The following is a 15,280-nucleotide window of genomic DNA, read 5'->3' on the forward strand; positions in this document are numbered from 1 at the left end:
TGGGATCGGGGCCATGACCACCCCATCCGCGGAGACCTCCGCACCTTCCTCCGCCGTGCCCGAATCCGCCGTGCCCGAATCCGCCGTGCCCGAATCCGCCGTGCCTGAGTCCGCCGTGCCCGAATCCGGCGGCGGGCTCGCCCGTGCCGTCCGGCGGCGGCTGCACCCGGACCCGACGGTCCGTCGGCTGGCCGCGATCACCCTGGTCAACACCGTGGGCAACGGCCTCTCGCTGGCCGTCTCCGTGTTGTTCTTCACCCGGGTGCTCGGCCTGAGCGCCGCCCAGCTCGGATTCGGGATGACGGCTGCCGGGCTCTGCGGGGTCGTCGCCAGCGTGCCGGCCGGGCGGGCCGCCGACCGCTGGGGTGCGCGGCGCGTGCTGGTGGCGTTGATCTCCCTGGAGGCGGTCGGCACCGCGGGGTACGCGCTGGTGCACAGTTACCCGGCGTTCGTCGCGCTGGCCTGCGCGGTCGCGGCGGTGGACCGCGGGTCGACCGCCGTTCGCAACGCGCTCTACGCCGAGGTGCTGCCGGCCGACCGCCGGGTGGCGGGCCGTGCCTACCTGCGGGTGGTGACCAACGCCGGCCTCTGCGCGGGGACGGCGCTCGGCGCGATCGCGCTCCAGGCGGACACTCGGCCGGTCTACCTGACGGCGATCCTGGTCAACGCCGCTTCCTTCGTGGTCGTCGCCGGGATGTTCCACCGCCTCCCCGTGTTGGCGGACCGGCCGTCAGGACGGCAGGAGCGGGGCGCCGGAGATCGCACCGGAGACGGGGCAGGAGAGCGCACCGGGCGGAGCAACCCGGCGCTGCGGGACGGGCCGTTCCTGGTCGTGACCGTGCTGAACGCCCTGCTCGGCCTGCAGTTCTCCGTCCTGGAGGTCGGCGTGCCGCTGTGGATCGTCAAGGAGACCGACGCGCCCCGCATCACCGTCGCCGGCACCCTGATCGTCAACACCGTGCTGGTGATCGCGCTTCAGGTCCGTGCCACCAAGGGCACCGAAGACCCGGCGACGGCGGCCCGGGTCTGCGGCCGGGCGGGGGTGATCCTCGCGGGGGCGTGCGTGGTGATCGCCCTCGCGCACGGTCTGCCCCCGATCGTCGCGGCCGTGGTGGTGCTCGGTGGGGTGGCGCTCCAGTCGTTCGGTGAGGTGCTCGGCCAGGCGGGCGGATGGGCGCTCAGCTACGACCTCGCGGGGGAGCGCGCCCACGGCGCTTACCAAGGCGTGTACAACGCCGGTACGGCAGCGGCGCTGATGATCGGTCCGGCGCTGGTGAGCACCGCTGTGATCGGGTACGGGCTGCTCGGCTGGGCCGTCCTCGGCGCGGTGCTGGCGGCGGCGGGCCTGGCGATGGGCCCCGCCGTCCGGTGGGCCGGACGGCGGGAGCGCAACGCGTGAGAGGGACCGCAACGCGTAAGAGGGACCGCAAACGCTTGAGGCCCTACTCCCGGACGAGCGCGAGGGCCTCGATCTCGATCAGCACCTCGGGGAGGAACAGCGCCGCGACCTGCACCGCGGAGCTGGCCGGCGGGTTCGCGGTGTCCACGTGCTCGTCCCGGGCCTCCCGGATGGCCGGGAGGTAGGCGATGTCGGTGACGAAGATGGTGAACTTGACGACGTCGCCGAAGTCGGCCCCGGCAGCGGCCAGGCAGCGGCGCAGGTTCTCGAACACCTGGCGCGCCTGGGTCTTCGGGTCGCCCACGCCGACCAGGTTCCGGTGCTCGTCGAAGGCCACCTGGCCGGAGACCTGGACCAGTCGGCCAGCGCCGGTGACGACCTGGGTGTAGCCGGTCCCGGGGGCGACGCCAGGGGGTTCGGTGATGTGCGTGAGGTGAGTGGTGGTCATGGGGCCATCGTGGCCCATCGCGCGGAGGGGCCGCACCACCGTTTCGCCAGGGGCGGAGCGCGGACGGAGCGAGCGCCCCGGACCGGCCAGGGCTGGCAGGGGGTATGAGCCGAGGCCGCCGTCGGACAGTCGAGTGGCGCCGCTAGCGGACGACTTCGGGCAGGTCGCGCAGGAACGAGCGGTCGGCGGGCGGGAGTTGGGCGAGCGGTCCGGCGGAGCGCAGGACCACGTCCAGGACGCCGTCCGGGTCGGCGGCGTAACCGCCGCTGGCCCAGGCCGCGTTGGCCTCGACCACGGCCCAGCCGCTGTCGGTTGCCCCGACGTCCACCACGACGGCGCTCGGCAGGGCCGGGCCCGAGGCGGCCCCCGAAGCGGCCAGGACGTCGGCGGCGAACGCGAGGACGTCCGCGCCGTCCGCCCCGAGCGGTGCGACGCTCAACTCGCCGTCCACCGCGTAGCGCGAGGCGGCCCGCACCGAGCCGTCCAGGACGAACAGCCGGTACTCGCGCCGGAACCGCACCACCTCGCTGACCAGCACGGGGGTGTCATCGTCCAGCAGCTCCGGGCCCGGCAGCGCGGTGCCGTCGGGGTAGACGCGGGCCGCGAATGCCTTGTCCGCCGGCGGCTTGACGAACGCCGGGCGGCGCAGCCGACGGGCCTCGGCCAGGGTGGTGCTGGCCACCCGCCGCCCGGTCAGCTCCTTCGGCAGCTCCGCCAGCCAGTCCGCGGGCGGCTCCAGCAGCGCGAGCCCGAGCGCCCGGCCGACGGCGTCGCCGAACAGCGGCCCGCCGTAGACGTGCACCGGCCCCGCCGAGCCGAGGAGCTCCTGCGGCGCCTGCCAGGACCTCGCGGTGTACGCCCGCAGGCCTCGGCGGCCGGCTGCGGTCCGCAGCTGGAGTCCGGTCTCGTTGATGCGGGGCGCGAGCAGCAGGACAGCGTCGGTGGTCACGGCGGCGGGGGTGGCCCTCATGGCGTCGGTGCTCATGGCGTCTGCGGTCATGGCGGCGATGCTGCCCCGGAGGCCGTGGCGCTCACCACCGGTTTTCGCCCGTGCTCGACACCTTGCGGCTCTGGCCGAGGGGCGGGTGGCCGTGCCAGAGTCGTCCGGGCGCCGTCCGGGCACCCCGGACGGCGCCGCAGTCCGACCCACCCTCAGCCGGAAAGCAGGCCCCGCCGATGACCAGCGAAGCGCCCTTCGTCCGCGTCACCACCGCCGACGCCGTCACCACCCTCACCCTCGACTCGCCGCACAACCGCAACGCGCTCTCCACCCGCCTGATGGCCGAGCTGCACGCTGGACTGGCGCTCGCCGCCGCCGACCCGGAGGTCCGGGCGGTGGTGCTCGGGCACACCGGCAAGGTGTTCTGCGCGGGCGCGGACCTGTCCGAGGCGACCGGTGCGGACCCGACGGTCGGTCCGCGCGGCCTGGTCGAGCTCCAGCGGGCCATCGTCGACTGCGCGAAGCCGGTGATCGCCGTGATCGACGGGCACGTGCGGGCCGGCGGCCTCGGCCTGGTCGGTGCGGCGGACCTCGCCCTCGCGGGGCCGGCCGCCACCTTCGCGTTCACCGAGGTCCGGCTCGGCCTCGCGCCCGCCGTCATCTCGCTGCCGCTGCGCCCCAAGCTGGAGCCGCGTGCCGCCTCCCGCTACTACCTCACCGGCGAGGTCTTCGACGCGGCCGAGGCCGCCCGGATCGGGCTGATCACCCGCGCCACGGGGTCCAGCGAGGACACCGGCGTCGCGCTGAAGGACCTGCTGGACGCGCTGCGCCAGGGCTCGCCGCAGGGGCTGGCGGAGTCGAAGCGGCTGGCGAACGCGGACGTGGCGCGGTCCTTCGAGCGCGACGCGGACGAGCTGGTGGAGCTGTCGGCGCGGCTGTTCGGTTCGGCGGAGGCGCAGGAGGGGATGCGGGCGTTCCTGGAGAAGCGGCCGGCGCGCTGGGTGCGCTGAGCCCGGTTCCTGGCTCCCGGCTCCCGGCTCCGGGCTCCCGGCTTCAGCGGACGGCGGCCGTCTCCCGCCAGAGGTCGAGCAGCGTCTCGTCCCCGGTGCGCTCGACGTGCCCGGCGGATCCGGCGTGCTGGGCGGATCCGTGCTCGGCCGGGAGACGGTTCCACAGCAGCAGGTACAGCTCGCGGCCCGGACCGGCAAGGGTGAGGTCGGCGGGTTCCTCGGGCCCGTCCGTGGTGACGGCGAGCGGCTCCTGGGTGATCGTCAGCCGCCAGAGGCCCGGGCCGTCGGTCGCGCGGACCAGCAGCGTGCGCGGCCGCTCGCTGCGCAGCTTCGAGCGCGGGCGGACCAGGAATCCGCGCAGCAGCTCGTCGATGCCGTCGAGCGCGAGCGCGGTGTCCACGCGCGGGCCCTCGATGCCGGCCGCCGCGTCGGCGTCGTGGCGGTGGACGGCGGTCTCGTGCGCCTGGCGGCGGGCCCAGAACGCCAGCGGGCTGGGGGCCGGGAGGAACGTCCAGCAGTCCACGTCCGCCGGGGTCTTGACCAGCGTGTCCACCAGGGCGGCATGGCCCTCGCGGAACCAGTCGAGCAGCGCCGCGTCCGACGGCGCCGGACCGAACACCGCCCGCTCGCCCTCCGGGTCCAGCGGCTCCCGCAGGCCCCGGGCGGGGTAGGCGGCGGCCCAGCGGTGGACGTGGCCGGTGTGCCGCAGGAGGTCGCCGAGCCGCCAGTCCGGGCAGGTCGGGACGGGGGCGTCCAGGTCGGTACGGGCGGCGGCGTCGGCGAGCAGGGCGCCCTCGCGGCGCAGCGCTTCGATGTGCTCGGAGATGTCCATGGCACCGGAGTCTTCCACGGGTGGCGGATTTCGGACCCGGGCCGTTCGGCGGGTGTCCCAGGCCGTTCGGCGGGGCGGATGTGATGTTGACCGCCCGGCCGCCGGGCGAACCCTACGGGCCGGTAACGTGATCGCATGCCGAAAACCCGTTCCCTCCTCACTGCCGTCCGGGCCGGCGGCCGGCGCGCCGCCGGGCGCCTCGTCCACCGGGGTTGGCGCTGGGCGCAGCGGACCGGCGCGGTCAGCAACCAGAACCCCGGCCCGTACCGGTTCGGCGAGTTGGGGGACGGGACGACGCTCGCGTTCCCGCTCGGGGCGGTCTTCAACGAGCAGTGGATCACCATCGGGCCGTTCTCGATCATCGGCGAACGGGTCACCATCAGCGCGGGCTTCCTGCCCGGCCTCGACCTCGGGCCCGAGCCGATCGTGCGGATCGGCGGCGGCTGCGTGATAGGCCGCGACAGCCACATCGTCGGCCACCAGTCGATCGTCCTCGGCGACGACGTGTGGACCGGGCCCGGCGTCTACATCTCCGACCAGGCCCACGAGTACCGCTCCACCGACCTGCCGATCGGCAAGCAGTGGCCGCGCAACGAGCCGGTGGAGATCGGCGCGGGCAGCTGGATCGGCACTGGTGCGGTGATCCTGCCGGGGGCTCGGATCGGCCGCAACGTCGTGGTGGCGGCGGGCGCCGTGGTACGCGGCGAGGTGCCGGACCACAGCGTCGTCGCGGGAGCGCCCGCCAAGGTGGTCCGCCGCTGGACGGCGGAGGAGGGCTGGCAGCCGCCGCTGCGCCACGACGCGCCGCAGCCGGTGCCCGACGGTGTGACGGCGGAGCAGCTGCGCGCGCTGGTGGGCTGGGACCTGCGGCTGCCGGGGGAGTCGGCCTGAGCGGGTACGACTTTCCGGTACGGGCCGTCAGCGGGCGGGGCGGAAGGTGATGACGGCGGTGACGCCGTCGACCCGGAGCCGGTGCGCGTCGGGGTGGTCGAGCAGAGCGGCGTCGTAGCGGGCGAGCGGTGCGTCGTCGCCAGCGGTTGTGCCGACGGCGGCTGTACCGGAGAGGCAGACCACGAGGACGGCGCCGCCCGACGGGACGTCCGCGGAGGCCGGCGCGGTGATGAGGCCGACGTCCGCAGTGACCTTGCCGCGGCGGGTCATCACGTTGAAGTCGACCACCGGGCCGGCGAGCAGCCGGCAGTCCGTGGCGGCCTCGCCGGGGAAGGCGAAGGGCCGGTAGGGCGCGTCGACGCGGTGCTCGGTGCCGTCCACGGTGAGCACCATGCCGGGGCCCTCGAGCAGGGTGATCACCCGGTCGATTCCGGGGAACGGCGAGAACGGCCCGGCCGCCGCGACGTCCGCGAGGCTGACCCGCCAGTCGAACCCGGCCAGCCCCGCCCCGGCCGGGAACCCCGCAACCTCCCTGGTCACCCCGCCCCCGTTGAGCCACGCCGTCGCCGGGCGCTCGCTCGCCCGCAGTACCTGGATCCGTCCGCTGGTCGTCATGGCGTGCATCCTGCCACCATGCAGCGGACAAGTAACAGCAAACAGATGACAGATGATGAAATCTGTCATCTGTTTGCTGTCATCTGTTCGCGTCGAGCCGGGGCTCCCCGGCGGGCAGCCCCAGGACCGTCAGTGGCGCCGGACTGTGAGCGGCAGGAACGCCGCCACCGTGGCCGTGACAGCGACCGTGGTGAGGGCGAGCGGGAGCCCGGCCACGTCGGCCAGGAAGCCGATCATCACCGGACCGATCAGCATCCCGCCGTACCCGAGCGTCGAGGCGAGCGCGACGCCCTGCGGGCCGCCCGCCGCGCCCGCCTGGGCGATGGCGAGCGGGAACAGGTTGGCCAGCCCGAGGCCGACCAGGACGAACCCGCCGATCGCGAGCGGCACCGAGGGCGCGAGCGCGGCGAGCAGCATGCCGGCCGCCGCGGCGAGCCCGCCGAGGAGCATGAGCCGGCTCTGGCCGAGCCTGATGGACAGCCAGGTGCCGCCGACCCGCCCGCTGGTCATCGCGAACGCGTACGCGGCGTAGCCGACAGCGGCCGTCCCGGCGCTCGCGTGGACGTCGTCGGTGAGGTGGAGGGTGGTCCAGTCGGCGATCGCACCCTCGCCGTACGCGGTGCACAGGGCGGTGAGGCCGAGCATGAGCACGAGCAGCTTGGCGTGCGGGAGGGTCCGGGAGGCGCCGTGCCCGGCGTCGGGGCGTTCGGGGGTGACCTGCGGTGCGTCCGGGCTGCGCAGCAGGACGACGCCCGCCGCCGCGGTGACCGCGAGGCCGGACAGGCCGCCGAGCGCGAGTGCCCACGAGGCGCTCAGGGTGTCGGCGAGGAGTCCGCCGACGCCGGCGCCGAGCAGGCCGCCGAGGCTGTACCCGGCGTGGAAGCTGGGCATGACGGGCCGTCGGAGCTGTGCGACCAGGTCGACGGCGGCGCTGTTCATCGCGACGTTGGCGCCCCCGTACCCGGCGCCGAAGAGCAGCAGCACGCCGCCGAGCGCGGGGACCGAGTGGGCGTGTGCGGGCAGCGGAACAGCGAGGCTGAGCAGCGCGAGCGAGCCGACCGTCACCACGCGGGAGCCGTACCGGAGGCAGAGCCGGCCGACCACCGGCATGGTGAGGACGGCGCCGATCGACAGGCAGAGCAGGGCGAGCCCGAGGGCGCTGTGCGAGGCGCTGACCTGGCTGCGGACGTCCGGGATCCGGACCACCCAGGTGGCGAAGAGGAAGCCGTCGACGGCGAAGATCGCGGTGAGCGCGAGGCGTGCGGGGCCCCAGGGGCTGTCCGTCACGGGGGGTGTGCTGCGAGACTGGGGAGAGGGCTGGTTGGGCAGGGCGTGGGAACGGATTTTGTTTCGAAGCGGCACAAAGTCACAATAGGGGCGTGCAGCTCTCACCATCAAGTCCGAAACCGGGCCCCGAGACCGAGCCCGACGCGCAGCGCGATGCCCACCGCCGCGCCGCCCCCGACCGCGGCCGGACGCTGCTCGGCCCCGCGCTCTCGCTCATCCACACCGGCCAGACGCCCACCCGCTCCGCGCTCACCCGGGCGCTGGACGTCACCCGGGCCACCGCCGGCGCTGTCACGGCCGAGCTGGAGGCGCTGGGCCTGATCACCGTCGACTCCCGCCCGGCCGGTGGAGGGCGCGGGCGCCCCTCGCACCGGCTCGCGATCGACCCCGAGGGCCCGGTCGTGATCGCCGGACAGATCCACGCCGACGGGCTCAGCGTCACCCTCGCCGGCCTCGGCGGACTCCTCGACCCCCCGGTCCACCTGCCGCTGCCCGCCGCCACCGACCCGGTCCGGATGCTGCGCGCCGTCGCGGAGGCGGGCGCCGAACTCGCCCGCTCCACCAGCCGGCGCTGCCTCGGCGCCGCGCTCGCGCTGCCCAACCCGGTCACCGAGCCGGACGGCACCGCGCTCGCCGCCCTGCACTTCGCCTGGCCCAGCGGCACCCCGGTTGCCGACCTGTACGACGTCGAGGTCGGCCGCGCCGACCACGGCCCGCACGCGCTCCGGCCGCTGCCCGCCGCCATCGCCAACGACGCCAACCTCGGCGCGCTCGCCGAGTACCGGCATGGCGCCGGGCGCGGCGCCCGCCACCTGCTCCTGGTCACCTCTGGCCACAGCGGCGTCGGTGGCGCGCTGGTGATCGACGGCCGGCTGCACACGGGCAGTGCCGGGCTCGCCCTGGAGGTCGGCCACCTCACCGTCGACCCGCAGGGCCGGCCCTGTGTGTGCGGCAATCGGGGCTGCCTCAACTCCGAGACCGACCCCGACGCGCTGTTCGCCGCCGCCGGGTTCACCCCGGAGCCGGGGCGCCCGCTGCTCGACCAGGCGCGCGACCTGTGCCGGGCGGCGGCCACCGACGAGCGGGCCCGCGCGGCCGTCGAGCACGTCATCGACCGGCTCGGGCTCGGGCTGGCCGGCGTCGCGAACATCCTCAACCCCGACCGGGTGGTCCTCAGCGGGCTCCACCTCGACCTGCTGGAGGCCGCGCCCGAGCGGCTGCGCGCGGTCGTCGCCGAGCGCTGCCTGTGGGGGCGCAGCGGCCGGGTGCCGATCGTCGGCGCGGAGCTGGCCCACAGCGCGCTCGCGGGTGCGGCGGAGCTGGCGTGGCTGCCTTACCTGGCGGACCCGCAATCGGTGCAGGCGGGGTGAGGTGCCCTTCGGGCGGAGAGAAAGGGATAAGCGGAAGCTGGGACTTCGAAAATGGTCACTTATCGTGACTCTCGTACACTCGTAGTGAGCAGCGGGGGGCCGCGACGAGGAGAGTGACCATGAGTACCGAGCTGGGCAGCGAGTCGGGTACCGCACGGGGCATCAGACCCGGCATCGAGCCGACCATCGACGTCGACCGTTCCGACGACGACTACCGGGCCTGGCTCAACGAGGCGGTGCGCAGGGTCCAGGCCGACGCCAACCGCTCCGCCGACACCCACCTGCTGCGCTTCCCGCTGCCGGCCGAGTGGGGGATCGACCTCTACCTCAAGGACGAGTCCACCCACCCGACCGGCTCACTCAAGCACCGCCTCGCCCGCTCGCTCTTCCTGTACGGGCTCTGCAACGGCTGGATCCGCCCGGGCAAGCCGGTGATCGAGGCCTCCAGTGGGTCCACCGCCGTCTCCGAGGCCTACTTCGCGCAGCTCATCGGGGTGCCGTTCATCGCCGTGATGGCCAAGAGCACCAGCCAGGCCAAGATCGACCTGATCGAGTTCCACGGCGGCGAGTGCCACCTGGTCGAGCGCTCGGACGAGGTGTACGAGGCCTCCGCCCGGCTTGCCGAGGAGACCGGCGGCCACTACATGGACCAGTTCACCTACGCCGAGCGGGCCACCGACTGGCGGGGCAACAACAACATCGCCGAGTCGGTCTTCGCCCAGCTGCGCCTGGAGCCGCACCCCGAGCCGGCCTGGATCGTCGCCACCGCCGGGACGGGCGGCACCTCGGCGACCATCGCCCGGTACGTGCACTACATGCAGTACGACACCCGGATCTGCGTCGCGGACCCGGAGAACTCCTGCTTCTTCGACGGCTGGGTGCACCACGACCCGGACGCGGTCTGCGCGAGCGGCTCGCGGATCGAGGGCATCGGGCGGCCCCGGATGGAGCCGAGCTTCGTGCCCGGCGCGATCGACCGGATGATGAGGGTCCCGGACGCCGCGTCGATCGCCGCCGTGCGGGTGCTGGAGCAGGTGCTCGGCAAGAAGGCGGGGGCGTCCACGGGGACGGGGCTGTGGAGCGCGCTGCGGATCGTCGCCGAGATGCGGGCGGCGGGGCGGCACGGGAGCGTGGTCGGCCTGATCTGCGACCCGGGCGACCGGTACCTGGACAAGTACTACTCGGACGACTGGCTGGCGGGCGAGCGGATCGACATCGCGCCGTACCGGGCCGTGCTGGAGTCGTTCCTGGCCGGCGGCGAGTGGGCGGGGTGACGGGCGGGCGCTGACGGGTGGCGGCGAACAGGTAACAGATGACAGATAACAGATTTCGAAATCTGTAATCTGTTTGTTGTTAGCTGTTACCTGTTCCCCCCGCCCCGACGGATCACCGCCCGCCCACCCGCGAGGTCGATCCCGGCGCGCTTCGGTGCTCCGTCGTGCTCGTCGTCCCGCAGCACCAGCTCCACCCGGCGCTGCTCCAGCTGCACGCGCTTGCCCGGGTACAGCAGCGCGTGCAGCTCCTCCGTCGCCGTCGCGCCCGCGCCCCGCTCAGCGCCCTCCGCCGGCCGCGCCCACAGCTGCCGCAGTACCGCGCCGACGAAGAACACCACCACCAGCGCCGCCGGCAGTAGCAACCCGCCCGCCGCGCCCGTCAGAAGCATGCTCATGCAAGCCTCAACGACCGCGCCGCACCGCCGAGTTCCGCGGAGTTCCCAGGAACTCTGCCGGCGTCAGGGCAGGCGCGCGGCGGGGAGGTCGGCGGGGACGAGGAGTTGGAGCTCCTCCGTGGACGGATTGTCCAGGTGCGCGACCCGCATCGCGTGCCGCTCGACCATCGTCTCGAAGACCTGCCGCGCCGTGCGCCCGTTACCGAAGTTGGGCCCGCGGTCAAGCGTCGCGAAGTGGTGCAGCAGCGCGCCCTCGGTGGCCTCGGCGAGCGCGTACTCGTGCTCGGCGCACTGCGCCCGCGCGATCTCCAGCAGTTCGTCCGCCGTGTAGTCGGAGAAGGTGATGGTGCGTGAGAAACGTGACGAGACGCCGGGGTTGGCGGAGAGAAAGCGCTCCATCTCGGCCGTGTAGCCGGCGACGATGACGACGACCTCGTCCCTGTGGTCCTCCATCAGCTTGACCAGGGTGTCGATCGCCTCGCGCCCGAAGTCGCGGGCGCCGTCCTCGGGCGCGAGCGCGTACGCCTCGTCGATGAAGAGCACCCCGCCCCTGGCGCGGTCGAAGGCAGCGGCGGTGCGGATCGCGGTGGAGCCGATGTGCTCGCCGACGAGGTCCACCCGGGCCACCTCGACGAGGTGCCCGCGCTGGAGCACCCCGAGCGAGGCGAGGATCTCGCCGTAGAGCCGGGCCACCGTGGTCTTGCCGGTGCCCGGGGCACCGGTGAAGACCAGGTGCCGGCGCAGCGAGGGAGCCTTGAGCCCGGCCTGGCGGCGGCGCCGGCCGACCGAGATCAGGTCGATGAGCGTGCGCACCTCCTGCTTCACGGTGGCCAGCCCGACCAGCGAGTCGAGTTCGGCGAGAGCCTCGTCGGCGGGCCGGCAGTCGGGGATCGGGGCGATCGCGGCAGTCGGTGCCGCCAACGCCGTGGCCGCCAACACCGGGGCGACAGAGGTGAGTTGGGCGGTCACCGGCATCCGCGGGGTCCGCGGCGCCGGCACCTCCGCCGCTCCGCCGGCCGGCCCGACGTCGTCCGAGGTGCAGCCCTCCGCCACCGGACCGGGTTCGGAGAACTCGAAGCCGGCCCGCTCGTTCTGCTCGGCCCGGCACCGGGTGAGCTGGGTGCGGCAGCCGTCGATGATGTGGAATCCGAAGCCCTTGCCGTGCGAGACCCGGCAGTCCTCGAACGTGCCGCGCCCCTGCGCCGACACGTACACCCCGGCGTCGGTGCTGGCCCGGACGGTACAGTCGCGCAGCACCGGGTCGGCGCCCTTGGTGACGATCACGCCGGTGGCGACGTCGGAGATCTCGCAGTCGGTGAGCAGCCCGCCGCTGCCGTGGTCGCGGAACCAGAGCCCGGTGCCGGCCTCCTGCACCCGGCAGGCGGTGAGCGTCACCGCGGCGCCGCCGCTGACCGAGACCGCCGAGCTGCGGATCCGGCTGAACGAGCAGCGGTCGGCGGTGGCGGCGGAGTCCCGGTCGAGGACGAAGAGCGCGTCCGGCAGGTCGTGCAGCGCGCAGTCGGTCAGGGTGAGCCGGGCGCCGTCGCTGACCCACAGCGCCGGGTACTCGCCGGTGGAGCTGTGGATCTGGCAGGACTCGGCGACGGCCTCGGTGCCCTGGTCCCAGACCGAGAGCGCGCCGCGCCCGAAGTCCCGGACGGTGGTGTGGGTGAGGCTGAGCCGGGAGCGTCCGCGCAGGTCGGCGCCGTTCTCGGGCAGGTCATGCACCCGGCAGCCGGTGAGCACGAGCTCGGCCTCGCCGTCGAGGGTCAGCCCGTTGCCGGTGACGCGGTGGATCTCGCAGTCGACGAGCCGTCCGCCCGCGTGCGCCTCGGCCTGGACGCCGCTGCCGCGGATCTCGTAGATCTCGCAGCCGGTCAGTTCGGCGGCGCTGCCCGGGTCGGAGAGCAGCACGCCGGCGCCGGCGGTGTGGTGGATCCGGCAGCGGTCGAGCGCGGCGGTCGCGCCGCCGAGCACGGCGAGTCCGGCCTGGGCGGCGGAGGCGACCTCGCAGTCCTCGAACGCGGCGGCGGTGCCCTCGCCGCGCAGCCGCAGGCCGAGCCCGCCGGGGTTGGCGACGACGCAGCCGCGCAGGGTGGGCCGGGCGCCGCCGGTGATCTCGATCCCGGTGGCGGAGGGGCTCTCCACCCGGCAGCCGCTGAGCGCGGGCGCCGCCTCCGGCCCGCTGATCAGGACGGCGGGGGCGGAGCTGTCGCCGCCCTCGACCACGAGGTCGCGGACGGTCGCGGCGGCGGTGACGGTCAGCGGCACGCCGGAGGGCGGGTCGATCCGGACGGTGCCCGGGCCCTGCGCCGGGACGATCGTCACGGCCTTGTCGAGCAGCACGTTCTCCCGGAAGGTGCCGGGCCGGACGGTCACGGTGTCGCCCGGTTCGGCGGCGGCGAGGGCCTCCGCGAGCGTGTCGTACTCGCCCGCGCGGCGCCGCCAGCGGGATGCGCTGTCCTGGGTGACCCGGACCCTGTGCTCAGCCATGACGGTCTGTCGTCCCCACCTTCGTCGAGCCGGCGATCAACGGGCCGTACGCGCGAGGGTGCGCGGGCCGTCCGCCCACCGTAGCGCGCCCGGGCGGGTGGTCCGGCCGCCGCCGGCGATCATGCGGGCACCGGGGGCGCCCGTCTTCAGCACATGTTCCGACCACATGTTTCAACGAGCGCGCACAGCCCTGGTTCCGGAGCCGAAGCCGCAGAGCCAGCCCTGGCTCCGACCCCGGAACCAGGGCGTTCAGGAACCAGACCGTTCCGGAGCCGGGGCCGCACGCCGGGTGCTCACGCCCGCGCGTCGGCCGGCCAGTGCGCGCCGTCCTCCAGGACCTCGACCTCGTCGCCGAGCCGCAGCGCGCCGAGCACGTCGCCGGTCACACCGGCCGGGCGCTCGGGGATCAGGTTCTGGCCGAAGGCGGCCTTCTTCAGGAGCCGGTGGTGCCGGGCCAGGGTGCGCAGCGGCTCCGGGCCGCGCCGCTCGCCGCTCTCCTGGTCGGTGGTGGTGATGACGCACCGGCCGCAGGGCTTGACCGCCTTGAAGGTCAGGCCGCCGATCCGGATCCGGCGCCAGCCGTCCTCGGCCCACGGCTCGGCGCCGTCGACCACGACGTTGGGGCGGAAACGTTCCATCGGCAGCGGCTCGTGGCCGTCCGGGTGCTCGGCGGCGATCAGCTCGTTGAGCCGGTCCAGCGAGGCGGTGGTGGTGAGCAGCAGCGGGAACCCGTCGGCCATGGACACGGTGTCGCCGGGTGTGCCGTAGTCCGGGTCGACGGGCCGGGCGCGCGGATCGTCCAGATGCACCAGGCGATACTCGCCGAGGTGCTCGGAGATCCACTCGTGCGCGTCCTTGGGCGCCTCGGTGGCGCGGAAGCGGGTGCCCCAGACCTCGACCTCGGCGAGCGGGTCGCCGGCCGCGACGGCGGGGGCGGTGACCTCGATCCGGGAGCCGTCGGGGGCGGTGAGGGTGAGCGTGCCGTCGGGGCGCAGGCCGGTGCGGATCTGACCGAGGGCGGCGTTCTCGCGCTGGCTGACGAAGCGGCCGGTGGGGTCGGCGAGCATCCAGCGGCGGTCTCCGGCCAGGCCCCAGGGTTCGACCGGGGCACTGTCGGGGCTCAGGCGGTACATGGACTTGACGGGGTAGACGTGGAGTCCGGTGAGCTGCATTCCTCCATCCTGCCAGCCGCGATCGCACGGACCCGACGCCCCCTTACGCGTGCACCCCGTACGCGCACGCACCCCAAACGAACCCCCGAACGCGCACGGACCGCCCGGGACGCCGTGGGGGGCGTTCCGGGCGGTCCGTGGATGACCCGTTTCTCCGTTCGCCCGGCGCGCGGCGCGCGCCGGGTGGTGCTCAGGTGGTGCGGGTGCGGGCCGGGTGGGGTCGGCCCTGGGGTGTCAGCGGCTCAGTAGCCCTGGCCCTGCGGCTGGTAGCCCCCGGGCTGCCCGGCGAATCCGCCGTGGCCGGGCTCGCCGTACGGGCCCGGGCGCTGCGGCTGCATCGGGCGGACCGGCGCGACCGGCGCCATGGCCGGGCGCAGCTGGCCGCCCCCGAAGGACTGGTCGCCGCCCTGCCCCTGGAAGCCGGGGCCGCCCTGCGCCGGGCCGCTGAAGGACTGCTGGCCGCCGAAGCTCTGCGGACCGCCGTGCTGCTGGCCGCCAGGCTGGCCGGGGCCGAACGCGCCCGGGCCGCCGATCGGCTGCGCGCCGAAGGACTGCTGGCCGCCCTGGCCGCCGACGAAGGTGTTCTGGCCGCCGAAGCTCTGGCCGCCGGTCGGCTGGTAACCGCCGCTCGCCGTCTGGGCGAAGGCCGGCGCCGGCGGCTGGGGCCGCTGGTACGGCTGCGGGCCGCCGTAGCCGGGGACGGGCGGCTGCGGCGCGGAGGCGTACGCCGGCGCGGGCTGGGCCGGGATGTACGCCGTGGCGGGGCCGGCGGAGGGGCTGCTGCTCGGGCCGGGGCCCAGCGCGAGGCGGGCCGGCGGCAGCGCGGGGAGGTTGCTGCCGGCGCTCTCGTAGCCGGTGGCGTACCGGTTCTCGTAGGACGGGCCGAGGCCTGATCCGTACCCGGACGACAGGGCCGGCGGCAGGGCGGCCGGCACATTGATGGGGGCGATCTGCGGGACACCGCGTTCGGCGACAAGGCTGTCGTAAATCGGCGTGCCGGAGGAGAAGGACGGAGAGGGGTAGCCGACTCCGTCGTAGGAGCGGGGCGAGGTCATGGGGCATACGGTAAGCCCACAATGCGCCTGCTGAGGAGAGCGGGAGGGGGAGCAGTTCGAGTGTTTACACAGTCTTCGCTCGCACAAAGGTTTCGAAAG

The 15,280-nt window shown here is 74.5% G+C and carries 14 protein-coding genes; 5 read left to right on the forward strand and 9 right to left on the reverse strand.

The genetic code is table 11. From position 1 onward, the window contains the following. The first annotated feature begins 13 nt into the window (after window positions 1-13). Window positions 14-1,399: an MFS transporter gene (locus KV557_RS27085; protein WP_218204118.1), complete on the forward strand. Its 1,386-nt coding sequence runs from the start codon at window positions 14-16 to the stop codon at window positions 1,397-1,399. A 43-nt stretch (window positions 1,400-1,442) separates the two neighbouring features. On the opposite strand, the gene KV557_RS27090 is transcribed toward KV557_RS27085, so the two are convergent. Together KV557_RS27090 and KV557_RS27095 are read right to left on the reverse strand one after the other, a co-directional pair. Next, window positions 1,443-1,847, reverse strand: a complete 405-nt coding sequence (locus tag KV557_RS27090; protein WP_256178004.1) for a RidA family protein — start codon at window positions 1,845-1,847, stop codon at window positions 1,443-1,445. A gap of 142 nt (window positions 1,848-1,989) precedes the next feature. Then, window positions 1,990-2,817 carry an ATP-grasp domain-containing protein gene (locus KV557_RS27095; protein ID WP_218204172.1) on the reverse strand — a complete coding sequence of 276 codons (828 nt, stop codon included), beginning with the start codon at window positions 2,815-2,817 and terminating at the stop codon, window positions 1,990-1,992. A 206-nt stretch (window positions 2,818-3,023) separates the two neighbouring features. On the opposite strand from KV557_RS27095, the gene KV557_RS27100 reads away from it, so the two are divergent. After that, window positions 3,024-3,797 carry an enoyl-CoA hydratase family protein gene (locus KV557_RS27100; RefSeq protein WP_218204120.1) on the forward strand — a complete coding sequence of 258 codons (774 nt, stop codon included), beginning with the start codon at window positions 3,024-3,026 and terminating at the stop codon, window positions 3,795-3,797. A gap of 43 nt (window positions 3,798-3,840) precedes the next feature. Here the strand turns inward: KV557_RS27100 and KV557_RS27105 are convergent, their stop codons facing one another. Next, the gene (locus KV557_RS27105) at window positions 3,841-4,629 is read right to left on the reverse strand and encodes a maleylpyruvate isomerase family mycothiol-dependent enzyme (RefSeq protein ID WP_218204121.1); all 789 of its coding nucleotides are present in this window, start codon (window positions 4,627-4,629) and stop codon (window positions 3,841-3,843) included. Between the two features lie 135 nt (window positions 4,630-4,764). Between KV557_RS27105 and KV557_RS27110 the strand changes: the two genes are divergently transcribed. Continuing rightward, entirely contained in the window at window positions 4,765-5,520 is a 756-nt protein-coding gene (locus KV557_RS27110; RefSeq protein WP_218204122.1) for an acyltransferase, read from the forward strand. Between the two features lie 27 nt (window positions 5,521-5,547). Here KV557_RS27110 and KV557_RS27115 read toward each other — a convergent pair whose 3' ends face one another. Together KV557_RS27115 and KV557_RS27120 are read right to left on the reverse strand one after the other, a co-directional pair. Then, window positions 5,548-6,135 carry a HutD/Ves family protein gene (locus KV557_RS27115; RefSeq protein WP_256178005.1) on the reverse strand — a complete coding sequence of 196 codons (588 nt, stop codon included), beginning with the start codon at window positions 6,133-6,135 and terminating at the stop codon, window positions 5,548-5,550. A gap of 129 nt (window positions 6,136-6,264) precedes the next feature. Continuing rightward, the gene (locus KV557_RS27120) at window positions 6,265-7,497 is read right to left on the reverse strand and encodes an MFS transporter (RefSeq protein ID WP_374106676.1); all 1,233 of its coding nucleotides are present in this window, start codon (window positions 7,495-7,497) and stop codon (window positions 6,265-6,267) included. Window positions 7,498-7,613: 116 nt separating this feature from the next. On the opposite strand from KV557_RS27120, the gene KV557_RS27125 reads away from it, so the two are divergent. Next, window positions 7,614-8,792 carry an ROK family protein gene (locus KV557_RS27125; protein WP_256178010.1) on the forward strand — a complete coding sequence of 393 codons (1,179 nt, stop codon included), beginning with the start codon at window positions 7,614-7,616 and terminating at the stop codon, window positions 8,790-8,792. Between the two features lie 119 nt (window positions 8,793-8,911). Beyond that, window positions 8,912-10,066, forward strand: a complete 1,155-nt coding sequence (locus tag KV557_RS27130; RefSeq protein ID WP_218204125.1) for a PLP-dependent cysteine synthase family protein — start codon at window positions 8,912-8,914, stop codon at window positions 10,064-10,066. 86 nt (window positions 10,067-10,152) lie between these two features. Here the strand turns inward: KV557_RS27130 and KV557_RS27135 are convergent, their stop codons facing one another. The 4 genes from KV557_RS27135 to KV557_RS27150 form a co-directional block, all read right to left on the reverse strand. Further along, on the reverse strand, window positions 10,153-10,461 hold the full coding sequence (locus KV557_RS27135) for a DUF6191 domain-containing protein (RefSeq protein ID WP_218204126.1): 309 nt from the start codon (window positions 10,459-10,461) through the stop codon (window positions 10,153-10,155). A 63-nt stretch (window positions 10,462-10,524) separates the two neighbouring features. Beyond that, window positions 10,525-12,954, reverse strand: coding sequence for a right-handed parallel beta-helix repeat-containing protein (locus tag KV557_RS27140; protein WP_218204127.1), 2,430 nt, complete (start codon window positions 12,952-12,954; stop codon window positions 10,525-10,527). A 293-nt stretch (window positions 12,955-13,247) separates the two neighbouring features. Further along, window positions 13,248-14,126, reverse strand: a complete 879-nt coding sequence (locus KV557_RS27145; RefSeq protein WP_218204128.1) for an MOSC domain-containing protein — start codon at window positions 14,124-14,126, stop codon at window positions 13,248-13,250. Between the two features lie 242 nt (window positions 14,127-14,368). Next, window positions 14,369-15,181: a DUF6643 family protein gene (locus tag KV557_RS27150; RefSeq protein ID WP_218204129.1), complete on the reverse strand. Its 813-nt coding sequence runs from the start codon at window positions 15,179-15,181 to the stop codon at window positions 14,369-14,371. Between the last annotated feature and the right edge of the window lie 99 nt (window positions 15,182-15,280).

The organism is Kitasatospora aureofaciens, from assembly GCF_019192735.1.
Classification (GTDB): Bacteria; Actinomycetota; Actinomycetes; order Streptomycetales; family Streptomycetaceae; genus Kitasatospora; species Kitasatospora aureofaciens_A.